Annotated in this window: 15 protein-coding genes and 1 tRNA gene; 6 read left to right on the top strand and 10 right to left on the bottom strand. The window is 38.0% G+C overall.

The window, feature by feature from the left end:
• The first annotated feature begins 146 nt into the window (after nucleotides 1–146).
• The 5 genes from Q9317_RS02645 (at nucleotide 147) to Q9317_RS02625 (ending at nucleotide 4390) form a co-directional block, all read left to right on the top strand.
• A complete protein-coding gene (locus Q9317_RS02645) occupies nucleotides 147–602 on the top strand; it encodes a MarR family winged helix-turn-helix transcriptional regulator (protein ID WP_003100935.1) in 456 nt (151 codons plus the stop codon).
• Entirely contained in the window at nucleotides 589–1959 is a 1371-nt protein-coding gene (locus Q9317_RS02640) for an MATE family efflux transporter (protein ID WP_017794680.1), read from the top strand. Before Q9317_RS02645 ends, Q9317_RS02640 begins: the two co-directional genes overlap by 14 nt.
• 73 nt (nucleotides 1960–2032) lie before the next feature.
• A tRNA-Thr gene (locus Q9317_RS02635) sits at nucleotides 2033–2103 on the top strand.
• Nucleotides 2104–2282: 179 nt separating this feature from the next.
• Entirely contained in the window at nucleotides 2283–3176 is an 894-nt protein-coding gene (locus tag Q9317_RS02630) for an ABC transporter ATP-binding protein (RefSeq protein ID WP_003100932.1), read from the top strand.
• A complete protein-coding gene (locus tag Q9317_RS02625; RefSeq protein ID WP_003100931.1) occupies nucleotides 3173–4390 on the top strand; it encodes an ABC transporter permease in 1218 nt (405 codons plus the stop codon). Before Q9317_RS02630 ends, Q9317_RS02625 begins: the two co-directional genes overlap by 4 nt.
• 145 nt (nucleotides 4391–4535) lie before the next feature.
• Here Q9317_RS02625 and Q9317_RS02620 read toward each other — a convergent pair whose 3' ends face one another.
• The 3 genes from Q9317_RS02620 to Q9317_RS02610 all read right to left on the bottom strand — a co-directional run bounded on the left by Q9317_RS02620 (nucleotide 4536) and on the right by Q9317_RS02610 (nucleotide 9503).
• Complete coding sequence (locus Q9317_RS02620) at nucleotides 4536–5147, bottom strand: VTT domain-containing protein (protein ID WP_121791492.1); 612 nt, start codon at nucleotides 5145–5147, stop codon at nucleotides 4536–4538.
• Between the two features lie 98 nt (nucleotides 5148–5245).
• Nucleotides 5246–6133: a shikimate dehydrogenase gene (locus Q9317_RS02615; protein WP_003100929.1), complete on the bottom strand. Its 888-nt coding sequence runs from the start codon at nucleotides 6131–6133 to the stop codon at nucleotides 5246–5248.
• A gap of 148 nt (nucleotides 6134–6281) precedes the next feature.
• Nucleotides 6282–9503: a cell envelope integrity TolA family protein gene (locus Q9317_RS02610; RefSeq protein WP_003100928.1), complete on the bottom strand. Its 3222-nt coding sequence runs from the start codon at nucleotides 9501–9503 to the stop codon at nucleotides 6282–6284.
• 294 nt (nucleotides 9504–9797) lie between these two features.
• On the opposite strand from Q9317_RS02610, the gene Q9317_RS02605 reads away from it, so the two are divergent.
• Complete coding sequence (locus tag Q9317_RS02605) at nucleotides 9798–11327, top strand: helix-turn-helix domain-containing protein (protein WP_003100927.1); 1530 nt, start codon at nucleotides 9798–9800, stop codon at nucleotides 11325–11327.
• A 130-nt stretch (nucleotides 11328–11457) separates the two neighbouring features.
• Here Q9317_RS02605 and Q9317_RS02600 read toward each other — a convergent pair whose 3' ends face one another.
• The 7 genes from Q9317_RS02600 to Q9317_RS02570 all read right to left on the bottom strand — a co-directional run bounded on the left by Q9317_RS02600 (nucleotide 11458) and on the right by Q9317_RS02570 (nucleotide 21826).
• Nucleotides 11458–12033, bottom strand: coding sequence for a GDSL-type esterase/lipase family protein (locus Q9317_RS02600; protein ID WP_003100925.1), 576 nt, complete (start codon nucleotides 12031–12033; stop codon nucleotides 11458–11460).
• Nucleotides 12034–12249: 216 nt separating this feature from the next.
• Nucleotides 12250–12846, bottom strand: a complete 597-nt coding sequence (locus Q9317_RS02595) for a GNAT family N-acetyltransferase (RefSeq protein WP_003100923.1) — start codon at nucleotides 12844–12846, stop codon at nucleotides 12250–12252.
• A gap of 93 nt (nucleotides 12847–12939) precedes the next feature.
• Entirely contained in the window at nucleotides 12940–16266 is a 3327-nt protein-coding gene (locus Q9317_RS02590) for a M14 family metallopeptidase (RefSeq protein WP_003100921.1), read from the bottom strand.
• A gap of 277 nt (nucleotides 16267–16543) precedes the next feature.
• Nucleotides 16544–18748 carry an alpha-galactosidase gene (locus Q9317_RS02585; RefSeq protein WP_305981573.1) on the bottom strand — a complete coding sequence of 735 codons (2205 nt, stop codon included), beginning with the start codon at nucleotides 18746–18748 and terminating at the stop codon, nucleotides 16544–16546.
• 9 nt (nucleotides 18749–18757) lie between these two features.
• Complete coding sequence (locus Q9317_RS02580; protein WP_003100917.1) at nucleotides 18758–19588, bottom strand: carbohydrate ABC transporter permease; 831 nt, start codon at nucleotides 19586–19588, stop codon at nucleotides 18758–18760.
• Nucleotides 19589–19600: 12 nt separating this feature from the next.
• Nucleotides 19601–20491, bottom strand: coding sequence for a carbohydrate ABC transporter permease (locus tag Q9317_RS02575; RefSeq protein WP_003100915.1), 891 nt, complete (start codon nucleotides 20489–20491; stop codon nucleotides 19601–19603).
• A gap of 57 nt (nucleotides 20492–20548) precedes the next feature.
• The gene (locus tag Q9317_RS02570) at nucleotides 20549–21826 is read right to left on the bottom strand and encodes an ABC transporter substrate-binding protein (RefSeq protein WP_003100913.1); all 1278 of its coding nucleotides are present in this window, start codon (nucleotides 21824–21826) and stop codon (nucleotides 20549–20551) included.
• Nucleotides 21827–21957 lie beyond the last annotated feature (131 nt).

The raw sequence follows: 21957 nt of genomic DNA, 5'->3' as shown, positions 1-21957 counted from the left end.
ACCTTCTTTAATTTATCCCTTAGATTATAACACATGTTCACTTTTTCTGCTAATGGTCTCTTTTTTCTCTAGAAATAGATAGGAAGCTATGTTATAATATGATATTGCATAGGAAGCTATGAATACTAAAGAATAAGGACAGCTAGATGGATCAAGAACAAATTGGGGTTTTAATCAAACGAGCCAGTCTTACATTTGACCGCACTGCCAGTCAACTTCTCAAACCATTTGATTTAACCCCCAGCCAATTCAAATTTTTAAAATATGTGACTTTTCAACCGGAAGCTTCCGTCAGACAAATTGACTTGGAAGTGTTTTTTGGCATGTCAAACCCTAGTGTAACAGGTGTCTTGCAAAATTTGGAGAAAAAAGGTCTGATTTCACGTCAGAATCATCCCGACGATAGACGCTCTAAGGTTATCCTCCTGACTCAAAAAGCTAAGGATGCAAGGCTCAAAATTTTAAAGACTAATCAAGCCATTGAAGAGGCTTTTACCAGTGCTTTATCTGAGCAAGAAATCACATTACTGCGTCCTATTTTAAGAAAATTGACCCCAGACGAACAGAAATCTATAGAAAGAGAAAATGATGCAAGCTACTAAATTTCAAACAGAACCGATTCCAAAACTCCTTTTTGCCATGGCCATGCCAGCCATTATTGCGAACTTGGTGAATTCCCTTTACAATATTGTCGACCAAATCTTCATTGGTCACGGTATTGGCTATCTGGGTAATGCTGCAACCAGTGTGGCATTTCCTTTAACCATCATTTGTTTAGCTTTTGGGTTAACTTTTGGGTTAGGCGGGGCTGCTAATTTTAATTTAGCACTTGGCCGTGGTAGAAGCGAGCGAGCCAGTACAATTGTTGGTAATGCCATTACACTATCTTTGCTAGTAGGCTTTATTATCGGAGCTTTAGTTATTGTTTTTATTAAGCCACTCTTACTTCTTTTTGGAGCAACACCTGCGACAATGACGCTAGCTCAAGATTTTACGGCACTCACTGCTTTTGGGATTCCATTCTTACTTTTTACAATGAGTGTTAATCCTCTCGTTCGTGCAGATGGTAGCCCAAAATATTCCATGATGGCCATTGTTTATGGCGCGATTCTTAATACCATTTTAGTACCTATTTTCCTCTTTTATTTCCACTGGGGAATCAAAGGGGCTGGTCTAGCCACTCTTATCAGTCAAATGGCGTCAGCTATCTATATGGGGCGGTATTTCTTCCATTTCAAGTCGGTAACATTAACTAAAGAAGACTTCAAGATTCGTAAAGATATCCTAACTGATATTTTGTCTGTTGGTTCCTCATCATTTATCTTTCAATTCTCCATGTTAATCATTCAAATTGTGACAAATAACATGCTCCGTAAGTTTGGCGCCCAGTCTGTTTATGGCAGTGACATTGCTATTGCTGTAGCCGGTATTGTCATGAAAATTAACTCCTTGTTTATTGCTGTCATCATTGGTTTGGTTCAAGGGGCACAACCAATTCTAGGCTATAACTATGGTGCAAAAAACCTTGAGCGAGTGAGAGAAACAACTAAACTTCTTTTAAAATCAGCGACAATTATTTCTGTGATTGCCTTTTTGAGTTTTGAACTGCTGACAAAACCCTTTTTAGAAATTTTTGGAACTGGATCTGTTCTCTACTTCCAGTTTGGCATGAAATATGTCCGTGTTTTTCTCTTCTTTGTTTTTTTAAATGGGGTTCAAATCGCATCAACAACCTTCTTCCAAGCTATCGGAAAAGCCAATATCGGTGCCTTCTTATCCCTAACCAAACAAGTTCTTTTCCTACTTCCCTTGCTCTTTGTCCTACCACAAGTAATGGGGGTTGAAGGGGTCATGTATGCAGCACCAGTCTCAGATTTAATTGCCTTTTTATCAGCCTTTTATTTCCTAAGACGCGAATTCAAACGCATGCCACATGATCTGCGAGCAGATGGCTTATAAGTCGTTAACGAAGGCAAAAATTCCATAAAAAAGGCTTGCGCCACCAAGTAACTTATAGTATTATAGAAAGGTAGCCGCTATAGTTAAATGGTATAATAAAGCAATGGTAATGCTTCGTTCCGAGTTCGATTCTCGGTGGTGGCAAATAATTTATGAATGCAAACTCTTATTTTATAAGGGTTTGTTTTTGTTTTACACTAGATGTTAGTCCCTTTTTGAAAAACAATATGATAGCCTTTACAGTTTTTATTGACTTTTAATGTCAAGTTTATTATACTTTAAATGTAAAGATAACTTTACAAAATAAACAAGGGAGAACTGCGATGCTTACTATTGATCACCTCACTAAAAGTTATGGTAAAACAAAAGTTTTAAAGGACATCTCTTTTACGATACCGTCTGCTTCTATTTGCGGCTTTGTTGGAAAAAACGGCGCTGGTAAAACGACTTTTTTCCATTCACTGCTTAATTTTGTCTCCTACCAAGGGGATATTTCCCTAGCTGGTCAGCCCATTACTCAAAAAACCTATCCTCAAATTGGTTATCTACCAGAGGAGCGCAGTTTGATGCCTAAACTAACTGTCTATGAACAAGTTCGTTATCTGGCAAGTCTCAAAGGCATGCCTGATAAGGATGTCAAAAAGGAATTGCCACTTTGGATGGAAAAATTAGAGGTTAAAGGAAAAATGACAGATAAAATCAAAAGTCTGTCTAAAGGTAATCAACAAAAAATTCAATTGATTATCACCTTAATTCATAAACCTAGTTTGATTATCCTAGATGAACCATTTTCTGGACTTGACCCTGTTAACACAGCCATTCTCAAAAAAGTGATTCTATCTGAAAAAGAACGCGGTGCCACTATTATTTTCTCAGACCATGTTATGACAAATGTCGAGGAGCTTTGTGACCAACTCCTAATGATTAAAGATGGTCATCTTGTTCTTAATGGTAGTATTTCTGAAATCAGAAATTCCTTTGGTAAGACCCGTCTCTTTTTATCCTCCGATTTGACAGAAGAACACCTAAAGCAACTACCACATGTCACTTCCTTTTCACAAACCAACAAAGGCACTTGGAAACTAATTCTCGATGATGAAAATGCCGGTCCTGAGCTCTTTGCACTGGTTAGTGGCGGTAGCTACTTGTCAACCTTTGATCAACAAGCACCATCAATTGACGAAATTTTCAAAATGACATCAGGAGTAGAATCATGAAAGAAATTTTAATTGTAACCAAGGAAACTTTCCTTAGACAGGTCAAATCATGGTCATTTTTGTTAATGGTCATCTCCCCCTTCATTTTTTTAGCCTTCACTTTTGGAATTGGCTTTATCAGTGGAAGCACGACAGAAAAATCAAATCAAATAGCCATTATTCTGCCAGATGCTAGTATGAAACCTGCCTTTAAAGCTATTGATGAAGCAAGCTTTGCTTATCATGACCCTGCTAAGGCAAAAAAAGATTTAAAAGCTGATAAGATTTTAGCTTATGTAACCGTCACAACTCAGAATAAGCAAGTAACGGCTAACTACTATAGTAAAGTTGAACCATCCGTTGGAAGCAAAGCTCTGATGACCCAAGCTCTAAATCATTTACAACAAGAGCTTAACCTCGCTTCTACTAATATTAGTCCTGAGCAATTGCAACTCCTTTTTACACAAGCAAAAATTAATCTTAAAACCAGCAAGCACCAAAATTATGATAAGATTGGTAAAAACCTTTCCTTCTTTGCTATTACTTTTATCATGTATATGATTTTGATTATTTACTCCGCACAAACAGCTCAAGAAATTGCCAGTGAGAAGGGCACCAAAATCATGGAAGTCATCTTTTCTAGTATTCCTGCTGATCAATACTTTTTTGGTAGAATCCTAGGTATTTTATCGGTTATTGTCACTCATGTTTCCATTTATGTTATTGGCGGCTTCTTATGTTACCAATGGGCTAGTCGTTCTACAATTACTAAAGACATGATAAAACCCATAAAACCACTCTTAAGTAGTGTTTTCAAACATTTGGATTGGAGCATGATTGTCTTTGCAGTCTTAGGAATCCTCCTTTTTGTGGTCTTGGCTGCACTGTGTGGTTCTTTAGTGGTTCGACCTGAACAGGCCAATCAAGCGGCACAACCTGCTATTTTTTTAGTAGTGGCTGCTTTTATGGGGGCTTTTATTCTGGGACAAACAGGAAGTGACAGTCTCTTGCTTAAAATTGGATCTTACCTGCCATTTTTCTCTAGTTTCTTTATGCCAATCCGTTTAATCAATGGTTTTTCTGGTCTAACCGAAAGTATTATCTCACTATTAGTCTTAGCTTTCACAACACTTGCCCTTATAGGCTTCATTGGCAAATCCTATTCTGGCCTAATTCTACAAACCGACGATATCGGCTTCCTAAAAGGATTGAAAAAAGGACTGACACACAATTAACAGTAGAAAAAGGGGCTGGGCAAAAAGTCGAAATCTCATTGATTTTTTCAAATTTCCGAAATAAGAAACCGCATGAAATCAACGTTTGTAAACGAAAGATTTCATGCGGTTTTGTTTATATTAGGCTTTTTGCCCAGCCCCTTTTTTAGTTATTTTTTGTTAATTTTCTTTTGGCAAATACCAGTAGCATGGGAAAGACTGAGATAAGGATAATGGCAAGCATGATAGCTTCAAAATGCTGCTGCACAAATGGTATGCTTCCAAAAAAGAAGCCTGATAAAATGCCAATAATAATCCAAGTTATACCACCAATGCAGTTATATAATAAGAATTGCTTTTTATCCATCTTACCAATTCCAGAAATAAAAGGAATAAAGGTTCTTACAATTGGAACAAAACGTCCCAGTGAGATGGCAATCTTGCCATATTTTCCAAAGAATGCTTCTGTTTCCTTGATATGACTGTCCTTGATGAACTTGCCAAAAAAGGGCACCTTTCTTAGAGACAAGCCGTATTGTCGACCAAGACTATAATTGACGTAATCCCCTAATATAGCTACGCTAGCCAATAAGACAATAAAAGGAATGGGTTGGTAGCCACTTGTAGCAAGAGAGGCCCCTGTCATAAAAAGTAGGGAGTCTCCAGGTAAGAAGGGAAAGAAGACAAGACCTGTTTCAATAAAAATAATGGCAAAAATAATAGCAAAGGCATAAAGACCATACTGGGTCAAAATGCTGTTAATAAACTCTGTAAACATAGGTATCCTTAATTTGTTATTTCCTAAAACATTATTTTACTAGGATACCAAAATAATTGTTTTTTGACTAGGTAATGCTGTTAGAAGATGACCCCTAATCATCCGTTTTGATCGTCAAACAAGAGTTCTTTGATAGCATCGACAGGCATTTCTTCTCCCGTAAAGAGTTTAAAAGCTTCTGCACCTTGATAAAGCATCATTCCAAGACCATTGATTGCTTTTTTAGCACCATGCTCCTTAGCAAACTTGAGCAATCTTGTCTGGGCAGGGCTATATACGACATCAAAAACAACCAAATCCTCTCTGATGACATCTGGATCTGTAATTAAACTTTGGTCCTCTAATGGTTTCATACCAACGCCAGTAGCATCAATGTAAATACTGGACTCTGCAATAGATTGTTTAAAGGCAGTTTGGTCGTCTAAATCGTGGATTGTCGCTAAACATTGTGTTTCCTGATTTATTTTCGCAATGGTCTGCTTAGCCTTATCAAAAAAGGCATCTTTTTGATTAAAGATACGGATCTCTTTAGCTTCCTCTAGTGCTACTTGAACAGCGATAGCCATTCCTGCTCCACCAGCACCTGCAATGGTAATCACCTCTTCTTTCACCCTAACACCTTCGGCTTCTAAAGCTCTAACAGCCCCTATTCCGTCAGTGATGTGACCCACTAAATGCCCCTTACCGTCCTTATTGACAACAGTATTAACTGCTCCTACCATTTCTGCAGCAGGGGAAATCTCGTCCAATAAGGGAATAATAGTCTGCTTATTTGGCATTGACACATTAGATCCTCTGATTCCTAGAGCACGAATCCCTTGAACAGCGTCAGCTAATTGCTCATTACCTACTTCAAAAGCAAGATAGGCATAATCCAAGCCTAATTTAGCAAATGCCTCATTGTGCATCTTAGGGGACAAACTATGGCGAATAGGTGTTGCAATAAGTGCAATTAATAAAGTATGACCTGATAAACGTTCTGACATATGAACCCTCTTTCTAATCTTACATAAGGATGTTTCTCTTGACTTACTATTATATCTTATTTAGATAAGATTACTAGAATTTCTTGTAGCTTCTCAACCCTTTCCCTCAAAAAAAGCAATCACCACTTGATTGATGACTGCTTCGTTTTTATTTTGTTTCTGATTTTTTCTTTAGGAGAGATAGCCCTGCTAAAATCATCACCATAGCAAAAAGCATCGGTTTTTTAGCATCTTGATCAGCCGTATGAGGCAAAGCCTCTTGCATTGTTTTTTCTTTAACACTTGTAACTGGTGTTAGAATAAATCCTGAAGGGGTCTTAGAACTTTCAGCTGTTCTTGAGCTCGCCTGATCAGTTAATACCTGCTTAGAACTCTCGTCACTTGATGCTTGCTCAATCGGTAATACTTTTACCTCATCTTTAGCAATAGTAGCTGCTTTTTCGTCAATAAGACCATTCATAACTATCGCTTCAAGTTCTTCACCTTGAAGGTCATGACCACTCATGTCTAAAGTCATTGGTAGGTTATGAGGGACATTTTCCTCATCTAAAAAGTGCACATCTTGAGGTATAACAGCTAGTGGCAAAACAGCCATTTCCTGAATGATGACATCTTCATTTTCTTCAGTTGTATAGTTGATAGCACCTGAAACCACCGACGATTCATTAGAAGACCTTGTTGTTGTTTCGATGATTGTCTTGCTGACTTCTTCTAACACGACCTTCTCTTTGAAAGAATCATTCAGAACTGTATTAGCTTGTTGATAATCAAGAACTGGCAAAAGAACTTCCTCAACAAGGTCAATGTCAGTGGCAACTGCCTCTTCACTTTCTAGTGATTTCTTTTCTTCATTGTCAACTGCTAGGTCAGCTAAAGCAGGCTCACTGTCGTCATTACTTTGATTGATATCAAGGACTTCCTCAATTACAATTGCTCCAATAGAAGGCTCTGTTGCTGCTTGTAATGCATCATCTGTTTTTGCAGTCTCAACTAAATCCAAGATGACTTTGCTTTCTACTTGGACAGATAGTTCTTCAACGGCTTCTATTTCTAAGACTGTAGGAAATACTAGTTCTGTAAGCCATTCAGAATGGTTTACGGTCTCTTCTTCAATTAAGGATAGTTCGGCTACAGACTCCGTAGAGAAATTTAGGTCTTGAAGAATAAGAGGATCAATTGGTGCTGTCACTTCTTCTTCAGTTTCAATTTCATTTGCTCTTAAAAGCTGGTTAGATAATTCCTGACTTGACACTTCTTCTGCATCTAATTCTGTTTCAAATGACATCTCGTCAGAAGATTCTAGAGTTTCTTCACTTTCTAAACCACGTCTTACTCTAAATGAAGGCAGTTCTACGATAGGGTCTTCTTCCTCAATACTTGTGTCAAGCCATTCTTCGCTAACAGAGACTTTATATTCTGGTACTTCTTGACTATCTTCGATGCTATCACTCATACTATTAGCCCCAATAAGAGTAGCTAAAGGTTTGCTGTCTTCTTCTTCAAAAAGATCAAAAGAGTATCCCGACATTCCTTCTAAAGGTGACTGATAATCTTCTTCGATTATTGGACCATAATTTTCTTCGACACTTAGAGAAGCTGTCTGACCTGACATTCCCTCTAAAGGAGATTCATAGTCTTCTTCAATGAGTGGACCGTAATTATCTTCCACTTCAGTCAAACCAAGTAACTGACCTCTGATTTCTTCTGAACAGGCCTCATCACTATCAATCACTGTCCCAAAACCATAACTAACCTCAATAACTTCTTTTGCAGCTTGTTCAGTAAACTGATAAAGCTTTGCTTTCAAGCGAGGCTTTTCAACTTTTGGAATGGGAACTGCTATTGGTGTCACAGCTTCTTCAATGGTTTTTAACTGTGCTTGTTTAGGTTTAATTGTCTCTTTTAAGGTAATGGATTTGCCAAAAAGTGAAAAGAGAATACCAGCCACACGTTTTTTACCTTCAGATAATGCACTTGATCCATTCATTAAACCGAGTTTTTCATCTTCAAAGGTTTGAGCATTCATCTCACTCTTATCAGCATTTTGATAATAACTTGGCTCCGTATAATGCGTGTAGTTCATCACTTCACCAACACCAAGCATTAGGAGTGTTCCTTCTGGCGTTTTATCAAAGTTTTCAACGGCTAAACTTTCTTCTGACGTGAATTTACCATCTTTGTAAGTCACTTTAGCACCGTCTGGGATGGTGTATAGGCTTTGCCCTTTAGCACCAAAATCAATGGAAACTTCTTGCCCCCAGTCAATGTCCCCTAGAATTTGTGAGGTGAAAAGACGGATTGGTTCATTTTTATCATTAATAAAGGCGAATTCAAAACCTAAATGCCTATGATTACGGTAAATAAATTCAAAAGAATCAGCACCATTAGCATCTTTGATTTTACCAACATAAAGGGCTTGTGGAATCGTAAAGGCACCTGTTTCAGTCTTAGTCCCATAGCCTTCTCCGATACTTTTAATAGTTACCTGAAGGTGGAGAGATTGACCTGTCTCAATGGTGCCAACGTTAGTCAACTTGAAACTGTCTCCTACTTTATAACCACTTAGTTTGTTTAAGTGATGAACACGATCAGTTTCATTTTTTAGGTCGTTACCCGTCTCAACCTTATAATCTCCAGAAACTTTTTCAAATCTTGTGTTTGCTGTCCAGGTTAAGGCATCTTTTAAAGAATGAGCTTCTAATGCAGCCAAATCAGCCTTTATTTTAACATTTTGATAGTATGTGATGTTATTTTTTTGAGACTCATCAACTTGTCCATAAAGTTGTAAACTTTCTGAGCTATTATTCTGAGGATTCTTCTTATCTTCTTGACTGAATTGGTAAAGATTACCTAAATCTTTCACTGACGCTTCATAGCTTGCAAGACTTTTTTTATAGGTTTCTTCTTGTTGCTGATTCCATACTTTGGCTTCTTGATTGGCTTTGATTTTTGCTTGATAGGCACTTTCTGCTTTTTGGTTAGCTTCTTCGATGGCTTTATTGTGAGCAACTTGCTCTTGATAAGCAGCAACTTCTTGTTTTAGCCTTGCCAGTTGTAAGCTATAATCGTCTTGATAGTTCGCTTGTATAGCTTGCAATTGCCCTTTTTCATAAGAAACCTCAAGCACTGTTTTTTCAATCTCAAAGCCTTGTTCTTCAAACGTTTTCAGTTGGCTGTCAAAATCAGGTGTGGTTACTGCATTTGTCTCTAATTGAGCAAGTGCTTCTTGATTTTCAGTCACTTCTTGAGCTGAAACACTGGTCATTCCAAGCCCTAAAAATAAGGAAGCTATACCAACGGATACTAATGCTTTTTTTGATTTTCGAAATGAAAAAAATGCCTTGCTTTCTTGAGTGTTTTGAATTGTCATTGCTCTCTCCATTATCTCTGTTACTAAAAACCCCTTGACACTACCACCCCATTGGTAATCCCAGGTTTAATTTCTAAAATCATACCAACTTTTATGAGCTATTACTAGGCAAAAACCTTCATTTTTTTCTCAAAAAACAAGAGCTTATCGTAAGCAGTTGAGAAAACCACTTTCATGAATTTCTGAAAACCCTATGAAAATCAACGTTTTAAGTTGATTGTTAAAAGTTGATTTCTCTTTTTTAATTAGCTATAATGGGTTACATTCAACTCGTATTATTTCAGGAGGTTTTTCTTGCTCGATCATTATATTGAACGATCCATCACGGATAAAAAACAACTCTTATCTCTACTATTTGATAAAACAACTGTATCAATGACGGAATTGGTTGATAAAACCAAACTAACCCCCGCAACCATAAAACAGTACATTGAAGATCTCAACCATTGTTTTTCAGATCAACTAACCATCAGCATCAAACAACAAGTCATTTCCTGCCAATACCCACAGGCATTGAAAGATAATTACCTGCACGACCTCTATGCTGAGTCTAAAATCCTACAATTATTGAAATTTCTTATTCTGAACGCGCAAGCTCAAAAACCCTTAACCTACTTTGCGGAAAAAACCTTTATTTCCAACGCTTCTGCTTATCGGCTGCGCGAAGCTATTAGCCCCTACATCAAAAAAGTTGGGCTTGACTTAGTCAAAAATAGTATTGTCGGTGACGAGCATCGAATAAGGTATTTGATTGCATTTCTACAGTCAAAATACGGGTTGGACATCTATCCACTGACAGACGATGACCTCACACTTATTAAAGCTTATGTTCAAGAAACGGCTTCTCATCTTGAATTTTCTCACCTTTTGGTGGACTCCTTCTTGTTCTACGATATTTTATTGTCACTTGCTTGGAAACGTCATGATTATAAGCTATCCCTTCCAAAATCACCCATTTTTCAGCAATTAAAGGCGCTTTTTGTCTATGATAAGTTAAAGCATAGTTTGACTGATATTCTTAGCCCCTTGACTGGTCAAAGCTATGATGCTAATGAGTTGGATTATTTTTTTCTAGTTTACATCACAAGCAAAAATACATTTGCAAGTCAGGAATGGACAGAACAAGACACCGACTTATGTTGCTCTATTTTTGAACAAAATGATAACTTTCAACGCCTCTTACTTCCTATAAAAGATACCTTTGATATTCCAGATGCTAATTTGCGAGATTTAACGAAGATTCTTATCTCTTTTTCTCGTCACTTTATTTGCCAGATGCAGTTCTTTATTCCTGAGAAAAACGACTTTTTAGATGGTTATTACAATGGCAATCAACAATTACTAAAACGGGTTCTTAAGATTACAAAAAAATGGCGCCGTCAAATTTCGACAGACACCTTTATTAACTATCACCATCTTTACCTTTTTTGTAACTATTTGGAACTCTTTTTGAAGGCTTCCCAGCCTAAACTTGAAGTGATACTTCTTTGGACAGATCTTATTAGCTCAAGACTCCTTAGTCAGTATCTGCCAGACCATTTTTCACAAAATGCTGTTCATTTTACCTCTTATCACCTGCTTGGAGATGATATCTATGACATCAAAAATGCAAAAGCAGACCTGATTATTACCAACAACAGATTAATCCCTTTTATCCGAGAAGAATTGGCAGCAGATACTCCAATTATGGAGTTCTCATACAATAATATCCAAGAAAAAACTCAACAATTACAAGGGTTAATCAATCAATTCAAAGAGAAGCATTACCAAAACTATTTGACTGATAAATTACAATTCAAAAAGCTATCGCCTAAAAAAGGCTAAAAACTACCAGACCAGCGCAAAAGGCCTAGAATCTCGTTATTCAAAACGGTGATTCTAGGCCTTTTATAGTATCTATTTTTTAATGCAGAGCGGTGTTTAGACGTGTTTGCCAAAGCCTCTTTTTGCTCATTTATAAAGCTTGATAGATGGTCCGAGCTAAAATTTCATAGCCTTTTTCACCAAAGTGTAAGCCATCATCCTTGATGCCTTTTAAGATGTCTTCTAATGGTTGTGTTGGACTTGCGGCTTTTCGAAAGGCTTGGTTGAGGTTCAAGACCTTGCACCCTTTTTCCAGACAGACTTTTTCAATAACGAGTCCGTAGGCATCAATCTTTTGATTGGTGCGTTTGAATTGTTTGCTCTCATCTACGGGTGGTGGCAATAGAAAATGTATTTTTGGCTGTGCATAACGGCTTTCAAAAATAGCAATCAATTGGTTCAGATTGTTTTCAAATTCTGCGATAGAAATATTTCGGTCATTAGCCGCGTCGTTTGTCCCTACTAGAACAAAAAGGTACTCAGACACTGTATCGCCGATGATATCGTCATATCTAGCCAATAAATCCCTTGTTGTATTTCCAGAAATAGCAGAATTATAAATGTCCAGAGATAAATCCAAATCAAAGAGTTTCACAGTAACCATTGCTTGATCTGCTGTTTCATGACGGGCCATAAGGCTGTCACCTGTTAAATGTACCTTTACCATGTTTCTACCTGCTTTCCAAATGACTATCACTGCTTTTGATAATTTTCCGGAGTTAAGACACAAAGGCATGAAGCACCAATCTGATTCATTGGTCGATTTTGACAACCTTTAAGACAACAGACACATTTTTTAGATAAAGATCTCCTTGTGTTTGCCATTTCCTTTGGTCAACTAAGTTTCAAGCTCTTCCACTTTAACTTTAGGTGGTATTAATGACTAGCTTATCTTTTTAGAATAAGTTTCCAAATGCTTCAATACCTCATGAATAGACGTGACTGTTTTAACAGGACTGTCATGTTGTCCAATTATCTTTTCCATCCAAATCATATCAAACCATTGCCCAAACTTATAACCTGACTTGTGAAATTTGCCGACTAGCTGGTAACCAGATTTTTCATGAAAAGCTGGGCTTGCCTTGCTAATATAGCTGTTTTCTTGCTCTGAACTTGCGATGCAGGCATTAAGATTTAAAATGCCCATTTCTCGTAACAAGTCTTCTAAAGCTTGGTAGAGGGCCCGTCCTAAGCCTTTGCCACGCGCAGCCATTCCTAGATAAATAGAAACTTCAGCTGACCAAGCATAGGCCTCTCTAACATGAAAAGGGGATGCATAAGCATAGCCTAAAATCTGATTGTCCTCTTCTACCACAAGAAAAGGGTAAAAGGCCAGTGTTTTGCTGAGCCTTTCTTTGAAGATGTCTAAACTCGGGACTTGATATTCAAATGAGATGGCTGTTTCTTCTACATAGGGTTGGTATATGGCTAATAGCTGTGCTGCATCTGCTAGTTTTGCCATGCGAATTGTAACTGTCATTTTACCTCCTCATTTTTTTCAGTATAAACCAAAAAGAAAGCCTTGTCAAAGATTCAACAAGGCTTGTTTAGATCCCTAAAAAATGAGTGGCCATTAGTTCTTATTTTTAGCTTTTAAGGCCACAAAACTGCCACCTGCAATTACTAATAACCCTGTAATAATAAGACCATATTGCATCTTATTGGTTTCGGATTTTTTATCCGATTTAGCAAGCACTTGTTTGTCTGCAGCAGATGTTTTCTTAAGGTCTGTGTCTTTTGCAGCTTTGCCTGTTTCGGTTTTTGCTTTTGCCTTGATTTCATTTTTAGCTGTTTTTTGTTCTGGGTATTTGACCTCAACTAAAGTATTTGCCTCTGTTGCGATATGATTCAAGGAATGGTCATTCGCATGAATGAGACGGTTAACAGCAAGTTGAACCGGTTTTTGCGGACTAGGTGTTGGCATTGGAATGGCTTCAAAGTTGGCTAATTCTGTTCCATAAATGGCATTGCTGACCCAGCGGTAAAAATTAATGCTATGGGTCTTATTTGTTGGATTTCCTGCAAAAATAAGGATTGGATGGCCATTATAATCACCACTAACAGCAACCATTTTCTTAGCAAGCCCTTCGTGTTTTGGCCACCAACCAGAAATGTAAAAATCTTTTTCTGAGATAGCAGCTAATTTTCTAAAACTTGCTGGAATACTCTCAATCCATGTTCCTGAGTTGGAATAAAATAGAGATTTCAAAGCATAACCACTGGTGTATGGGCTTTGATCATCTAATTCAATACGCATTAAGCCTTCGTAAGATGAGCCGTTTTTCTCATCAGTCATGGCTGCATCAAAGCCTGAAATTAAGCCTAATTTTTCTAATTGTGTCATAGCTGCGCCACCTATGATGATTGTAGGCTTCTTACCTAAGACATCTTTGTCAAATTGATCATTATCTAAAACAAGCACATCTGCTTGTTCAAGACTTGTCACAACTGTAAAGCCCATTTGTTGCAAAGCAAGGCTTACTTCAGATGGGGATTTAAAGCCTAAGCTTGCATTAGGATTTCCTGGCGCAAAAATTGTTAGAGCTTTTAAGTGTTTTCCAACGGGACGTTTGTTTAAGGTCTGAGCATAAAGGGGGTAATTGACAATCATCCGACGGAAGGTCGCTGAATCAACAACATAACCATCAGTTGTTAAGTAGACAGTTTTTCCTGATTTAATAGCTTCATTGACAGCTTGGACAGCTGCTAGAGAGTTATTAGCAATCACATAATAAGGAGCATTTTCAGTAATGCTTGTTCTTGGAGCACTGCTTAAGGTAACAGCTCCCAAGTTGCCAGCAAAGAGATTTGGTTGAAAAACAGCAGTTGCTTTAAACCCACGCATGGCTGGGAAATTCATGACTAATTCAGCATACATTGCTTCCCATTCAGACTCATTTGAGCCTTTATACAAGACATGATTTGCAAATCCTCTTTTAGCTTGGGCCATATCAATGACTAAGTCACCTTTTTTAAAGCCTGCATGATCTTGAGTTAAAGCATTTAAAATAACACCATTTCTTCTGAAATAATCTATCATCTTAAAGGCTTGATCGATATCATTATTCTCGGATAATTCCATTGGGATGACATAATAATCAGGGAAAAAGTGTGCTCTGCCATCTTTAACACGTCCTTTAACGGAACCATCAGCAGTCACTAATTCTTTTTCGGCAGCTTCTGCTTCGACTTTATGAATACCTCTTGAGTAAAAGGCTAAGCGTTTAGCCATCAATTCTTTTTGATTTTGCAAACTAAAGTTGATGCCTGCAAGGACTGCATAGAAGCCTGCATCATAAGATTCCTGATTGGTTTCAGGGATTTCAATGGTAAATCCTAAAATACCTTGATACAAGGCATAGACTGCTGTGTAGCCTGAGAAGGAATCGTCCCAGCCTGAACCGTAGTCAAATTTAGGAATAATATATTTGTCATATTTGGAATTAGTAATACCTGCATTACCCATTTGACGTGCTGTTGCCACCATATTATCAGCAAATAAATCGTATTCAAAGTTAGGATCATGTGGTGGTGTGCAAGGTTCAATTAAGAAGGCTTTAACAAAACCGTGTATATCAAAAACTGCGATAGGATTCCATTTGTTAATCTGTTCAACAATAGCTCTGGTTTCTGGATTGGTTTGGTAACCCGCATCGCGGTTAGGATCCAAGCCATTATTTAAAGCCCGAGTATTGGCAATATCACCGTCAGGATTTTCAGTAAAGTTAAAGAGTAAGATAACTTTTTCCAGTAATGCTGAGATATCAATAGCCACTTTTTGTGGTTTCTTTTGCGCATCAACAGTGTCATAAGTTATCATTGCTTGTGTTGCAAAAGTTTTGAAGAGACCTCTTACAATGTCAATACCAGGTTGTTCATCAGCATGCGTATTGTTAATCAGTATTGGCAATTTATAATCAAACTTACCTTGACCCAAGAGTTTTAAGGCTTGATCAGGCGTCATTAACATGGCAGGAGTGGTTTGATTAAGGTAAGCATCAATACTAGCTTGGTCCTTAGCGATGATTCCCATTTTAATGTCATTGTTTAGAGCACTCTTACCAATTGTTTCAACAGTAACAAGGCGATCACTGGCATGATGATGTTCAATGTCGGAAATTTCTTTTAGTAATTCATCATGTGTTTTATAGTCCTGATATGGTCTCAAGTCTAATTCTTTAGTGGCAATAACTTGCCCTGCTTCATCGACACCTTTAAGCAGGTAAGACTTCATGTAGTCACGGTAAGTCCTACGAACATTGCTTGGCCACCTCAAACTTAAATCGTCACCAAAAAGTGGTTTGATGCTTATTTTATATTCAATGCCCGCACCTTTTGCTTGCTCTTGGACACTTATTAACGCATCACCTGAAAACTGACCACTTTTAATGTCATAAACGTTTGTTGGAAGGTTTTCAATGGTCCAAGTCACTGCTTTTGCACTTGGTAAATCAATGGAAATTTCTGTTACCTTATCCATGTAAACCGTTTGTGAGCCAGTATTAATTGGACTTGTGAGAGGGGCTGCTTCTGTTGGCTTTGTTTTGGTCACAGGACTTGTTGATGATGGCAAGTGGCTGTCTGCAGGAGTGTCATGCCTTGTGTCAGTAACAGGCTTTGTCACATCTGTAGTTTTAGGCTGACTTGTGTCAGTAACAGGCCCTGTTAGCAGGTCATTTTTTGCTTCAACTGTAGGAACGGAACTATCAGTTGCTGCAGGAATTACTGGGATTTTGCTACTATCTGTAGCAAGAACAGTTGATGCCGTAGCATCAGCTGGGATTACTTCTTCTGCCTTTACATATTGGGACAGAGCAAGCGTACAAAGTAACATGCAAGATGCTGATAAACCTTTAATCACTTTATCAGCAGAAGATTTATGACTAATTGTAAAAGTCATTCCTTTTCCTCCTTTGCTGTAGTGCTTCCCTACCTACAGTTTTTTATTATTTCCGCCATTATTTTAACATAGTGACGAAAGATATGCAAGCGCTTCCAAAACAGTGTGATTATTCTGTTAATTTACCTTTCTTATCCTTTATTTCTTATTTCATTAAAGAACTTTATTCGACCAAATAGGCACAAAAGAAGGCTTGCCTTTTTACCATTAGGAGCAAGCAAAACAGACATGCTTTTTGACAAAAACATATCTGTTAGTAACCTTTATTACTACTCAATTAGTCCACTTTTTCAATGCTGATAAGTAATGAACTAAAGTCTTTTAGCCCATCTTCAAAATCGGTTTTAGCTATGACAAGTCCTGCATGCATTAAACTTGAACCATAATAATAGCTGCTGCCATTAATCAGGTACTTGGCATCTTGGTCTAAACCTTTTAGGTAAAGGCGATAACTGACTTCATTGCAGGCAATTAACTGGCGATAAAAAGCTATGAAGCCTTTTTTTCCATCTGCCGACAATACCTGCCAAGCCAGATAATTCGTCTCAAATGGACTAACCAGGCGCGTGAAGAGCCCTTTTTGGAAAATCACTCTGTTGGCCTTGTAAAAATCAATTTGCTTAGCGATAGCCTTTTTTTCAGCTTGATTAAGAAGAGTCAAATCCAGTTCATACCCAAAACTGCCAAAGTAGGCCACATTTGCCCGCGTTGCTAAGGGTGTACAACGTCCAACTTGTTGGTTTGGAGATTCTGACACGTGACAGCCCATGCTGGATAAGGGGTATACAAAACTTGTTCCATACTGAATGGTCATTCTTTCAAGAGCATCAGAGTTGTCACTGGTCCACGTTTGTGGAGCGTAATAAAGCATACCAGGGTCAAAGCGGGAACCTCCACTAGAACATGATTCGAAAAGAATTTCTGGAAAAGCACTGGTTAAAGCCTCATAGAGACGATAAATATTGAGAATGTACTGGTGGTATAATTTGCCTTGCTGATCAGCTGCGTGAAAAACACTGTAAACTTCTGCCATATACCGGTTCATATCCCATTTGATGTAATCAATAGCATGTTCAGACAGTAGCTTATGAATTTGTTGGTAAATATTTTGATAGACCTCTTCATGGGCCATGTTTAGGGTATATTGGAAACGTCCATGTGATTGATTTCTAGTTGGATGATGAAATATCCAGTCTGGGTGCTCTCGAAACAAGTCGCTGTCTTTGTTGACCATTTCAGGTTCTATCCAGAGACCAAACTTCATGCCCATGCCATGAACAGCATCGATAACGCCCGTTAAGCCCTTAGGTAACTTTTCAACATTAACTGTCCAATCACCTAGTCCTGCTCTATCATTGTTTCGTTTACCAAACCACCCATCATCCATCACAAACAACTCAACACCTAGTCTTGCTGCTTCTTTTGCAAGTGATACAATTCGGTTTTCATCAAAATCAAAGGTCATAGCCTCCCAGTTATTGAGAAGAATAGGCCTCTCCTTATCTCGCCAAGGACCTCGAACGAGTCGCTCGCCATATAAACAGTGGAAGGTCTGACTCATGCCATTTAAGCCTTGATCGCTATAAACCATGACTAATTCCGGACTTGTCAGACTTTCTCCCTCTTGCAATAGCCATTCAAAACCTTCTGGGTGAATTCCCATGGTTAATCTGGCCTGTTGATAGGGACTGAGGTCTAGCTGCGCTAAAAAATTCCCACTATAGACCAGCGAAAAGCCCATAGCTTGTCCCTGATGCTCAGTCGTGTGAGGCCTTACTATAGCTACAAATGGATTGTGTTCCGAACTGCTGGTCCCTTTTAAGCTATAGATTGACTGACAGCCTTGTCTTAAGGGACTTCGAACCAAGTGACGCTCCCTGCCCCAGGCACCATCTAAATGTATCCAGTCATAATCACTATCTTGAAAATCTAGACTCGCTGACATAAGCCGTTCAATAGAAATAGCTTGCTTGCCAATTTGTTCAAACCTGACATGACGTGCTATGACAGGTCGGTTTTCATAAATGCTATAAACAAGATCAAGTTTCGTTTTGGTAACTTGATCTTCTAAATGTAAGATTAGAGTCGTTGCTTCTTCATCAGATTCAACATAGGTTGAGGGCAAACCATCCAAAACCGGCTTTCCTTTTTGAAGCTGATGGCCTTTATAGATAAATTCTGATAGGCGGCTGCCATCAACTGCTTTGATGGTAAAAGCTGGATTGGCAAAATCGCCCGTGCCAAATGAAGGATACTCTTGCCGGGTGTGTTGCAAGCTAAAGGTTGGATCTGACTCAGACGGGTATACTGTTAGAGAACGGTAGTCGCGCTCTTGCAGATAGGCAAATGAATCTTCTAAGTGTACCCTTTTCCCGAAATAGTGATGGCCTACTTGTCCATTGGGTAAAATGGCTACAATATAGCTAATGTCATCGTTATAAAGATGAAATTCCTGTTTTTCCTGATTGATATGAATTGGCATAAATTTCTCCTATAGTTTCCCACCTGATGATGCAATGCCTTGAATAAAGTGTTTTTGGAAGACAATATAAATCAGCACCATTGGCCAAATCGCTAGCACACTTGCTGCCATTAATTGTGGGTAATTGGTTTGATAGGCACCTTGAATTTTCGAAAGGGCACTAGACAAGGTCGCTGCATCAGCCTCAGAGTTAATGATTAAAGGCCAAAGTAAATCTTTAAAGGCAAAGAGTGCTGTAAAAATGGCTAGCGCAATCAAACCTGATTTGGCTAAGGGCAACATAATTTTGAAAAAGGTCTGCCCGATATTGCAGCCATCAAGCTCCGCTGCTTCTTCAAGTTCCTTAGGCAAACTCATAAAGAACTGCCGCAATAAAAAGGTTCCAAATGCTGAGACAATTCCTGGAAATACCAATGCAAAAATCGTGTTACGCATGCCTAACTGATTAACCATTAAATATTGGGGAATCACAAAAAGTTGCGGTGGTACCATCATTTGAAAGAGAACTAGTCCAAAGAGAAACTGTCGTCCTGGAAAGGTAAGGCGAGCAAAAGCATATGCGGCCATGGCACTAAATAAAACTGAACTGACAATGCGCCAAAGCATCATCATAATGGTATTAAAATAAAGGATGGTAAACTGATTTCTCTTAATCACTTCACTGTAATTTTGACATTGAAAAACCTTGGGTAAGAGGTGAAAAGGCTGCATCTGAGTTGCTTCAGATACTGTTTTAAAAGATGTTAAGACCATCCACGCAAAAGGAACAATCATTCCTAAGGCGACAAAGATTAAAAAAACATGTGTTAGCACTCTGGCTATTTTTTCTGATTTGGTCATTGATGCTCCTTTCTAACCATAATAAACCCATTTTTTTTGAACCTTCATTTGAATAATGGTAATCAGCATAATAATGACTAATAAAAGCATAACAATGCTTGACCCGTAACCTTTATCCGTATACTTGAAGGAATTGTTATAAAACAAGTAAACCAGTGATACCGTTTTTTGATAAGCTGGACTACTAATGGATTCTACCATATAGATTGAATCAAAGACTTGCATAGAGGAAATCACATTGGTTACAATAACAAAAAAGAGAGTTGGTGAAACAAGTGGTAAAGTAATGGAAAAAAATTGTCTAATGGGACTGGCCCCATCAATAATAGCGACTTCATAAAAATCTCTTGGAATTTCTTGTAAACCCGCTAAAATCAATATCATGCCATATCCGACAGAGGACCAAATTCCAATAACAGCAATAGCATAAATGGCAACCTTAGGGTCATATAGCCAGTCGACCTTACCAATTCCAAACTGCGATAAGAAAAGATTAATCAAACCAAAATCAGTGTTGTAAAGCCACTTCCAAACCATGGTAACAGCTGCTGGTGCAGCTACCATTGGTAAAAAGTAGATGGTTCGATAAATGTGTTTTCCTTTAATTTTGCCATTTAAAATACTCGCTAAAATTAAGGCTAAGATAACCATAATTGGAACAACAAGAAGGGTATATTTAATAGTATTCCAGCTGGCTTGCCAAACCTGTGGGTCCTTTAGCATTTTTTGGTAATTCTCTAAGCCTATAAAAATATCACCTTTACCAAAATCGCCACTGCGGTAAAAACTCATTTTCAGCGTTTGAAAGATTGGGATGATATTTAAAACAAGTAAGCCAATAATGGTAGGAGCAACAAAGGCGAGCCCCCATAGGGCTTCATTGTATTTCTTGTGTTTTTTCATTCCTTCTCCTATCTAAAAACTGGAGAAATGAGTTGCTTTCTCCAGTTACTATCAGGTCTATTTTTCTTTTGCAATTTCCTCATTCATCATTTTAGCGGTTTTCTTAGCCGCATCTTCAATGTTTTCGTGTCCCATATATGCCGGCTTCAAGCCTTCATAAGCCTTATCCTCCCATTTTGTTGTGGCATTTGAATAAGGACGAATTTGTGCGTAGTCAAGCATATCAATGAAAGCTTTAGTGTTGAAGTTTTGATGTGATTTAACCCAGACATCTGCCGTACCATTGTATGCTGAGATGGCAACACCAAGTTCTGCTTGCATTGTTTGACCTTCTTTTGAACTTAAGAACTCAACCCATTTCCAAGATTCATCAGCGTGTTTTGTGTTTTTAGAAATCGCATTGCCTAGTCCATTATAAAGAGATGCCTGTTTAACACCTTTTGGAAGGACTGCCACATCAAAATTGTCACGCAGATAATCACTATTAACAAAGGTGCTAAGGTTCCATGAACCAAAATATCCCATAGCTACTTGACCATTTTCAACAGCTTCAATAGCTCCTTTGTCGTCTGTCACCCGTGGTGATAACTTCTCATCAACAAAAGAGGTGTAGAATTTCAAGGCTTCAATGGTTTTTGGATCATCATAACCTGATTTTTTATCTTTGGTAATAATGGTTCCACCATTTTGGTAAACAAAATTATAGTATCCAGCTTGGTTAATAAGGGGTGCTAAAAAACCATATTGACTGCCGTCTGCTTTGGTTAATTGTTTTGCTGTTTCTTTTAATTTATTCCAATCCCATGTATTATCCGGGTAGGCAATACCTGCTGCATCGAACATTTTTTTGTTGTACCAAAGGCCTATGGTATCAAAATCTTTTGGCACAGCGTACTGATGTCCTTTGATGTTATAAATAGCAGTTAAACCTTTGGGATAATGAGACAACTCAACATCTTTACTATCTTTTATCTTATCATCAAGGTTCAAGAGCATATCATTTGAACCGTATCGGTAGATTTCATTGGAATGCATCCAGAAGGTATCTGGTAGGGAGCCTCCGGTAGCTCCTGCTTCAAGCATTGTCCAGTAATTATCCCAGGTAACCACTTGAATGTCGACCTTGATTTTAGGATTTTTTTCTTCAAATTTATCGGCAATTTTACGAATTCCTGGTTCTTGTCCTGAATCCCATATTGCATAGGAAATTGTAACCTTACCATCTTTTGACTCTGAATGACTTGCTTTTTCCTGACTTTTGTCAGATCCACAGGCACTCAATCCCAAAAGTGATGTCATAACCATAACGCATAAGCTCATTTTTTTCAATGTCATATTTGCCTCCTAAAGTCCAATGACTTAAATGATTTGTTATAGTGTCATTATATAGCCAATTTGTTCTTCTTTGAATCTTAATATTTGACTTTATTCATTTTAATATGCGTTTTTTTGAAACATTTGCATAT

This window comes from Streptococcus iniae (assembly GCF_030732225.1).
Classification (GTDB): domain Bacteria; phylum Bacillota; class Bacilli; order Lactobacillales; family Streptococcaceae; genus Streptococcus; species Streptococcus iniae.
This window is presented reverse-complemented; position numbering and strand designations above follow the sequence as displayed.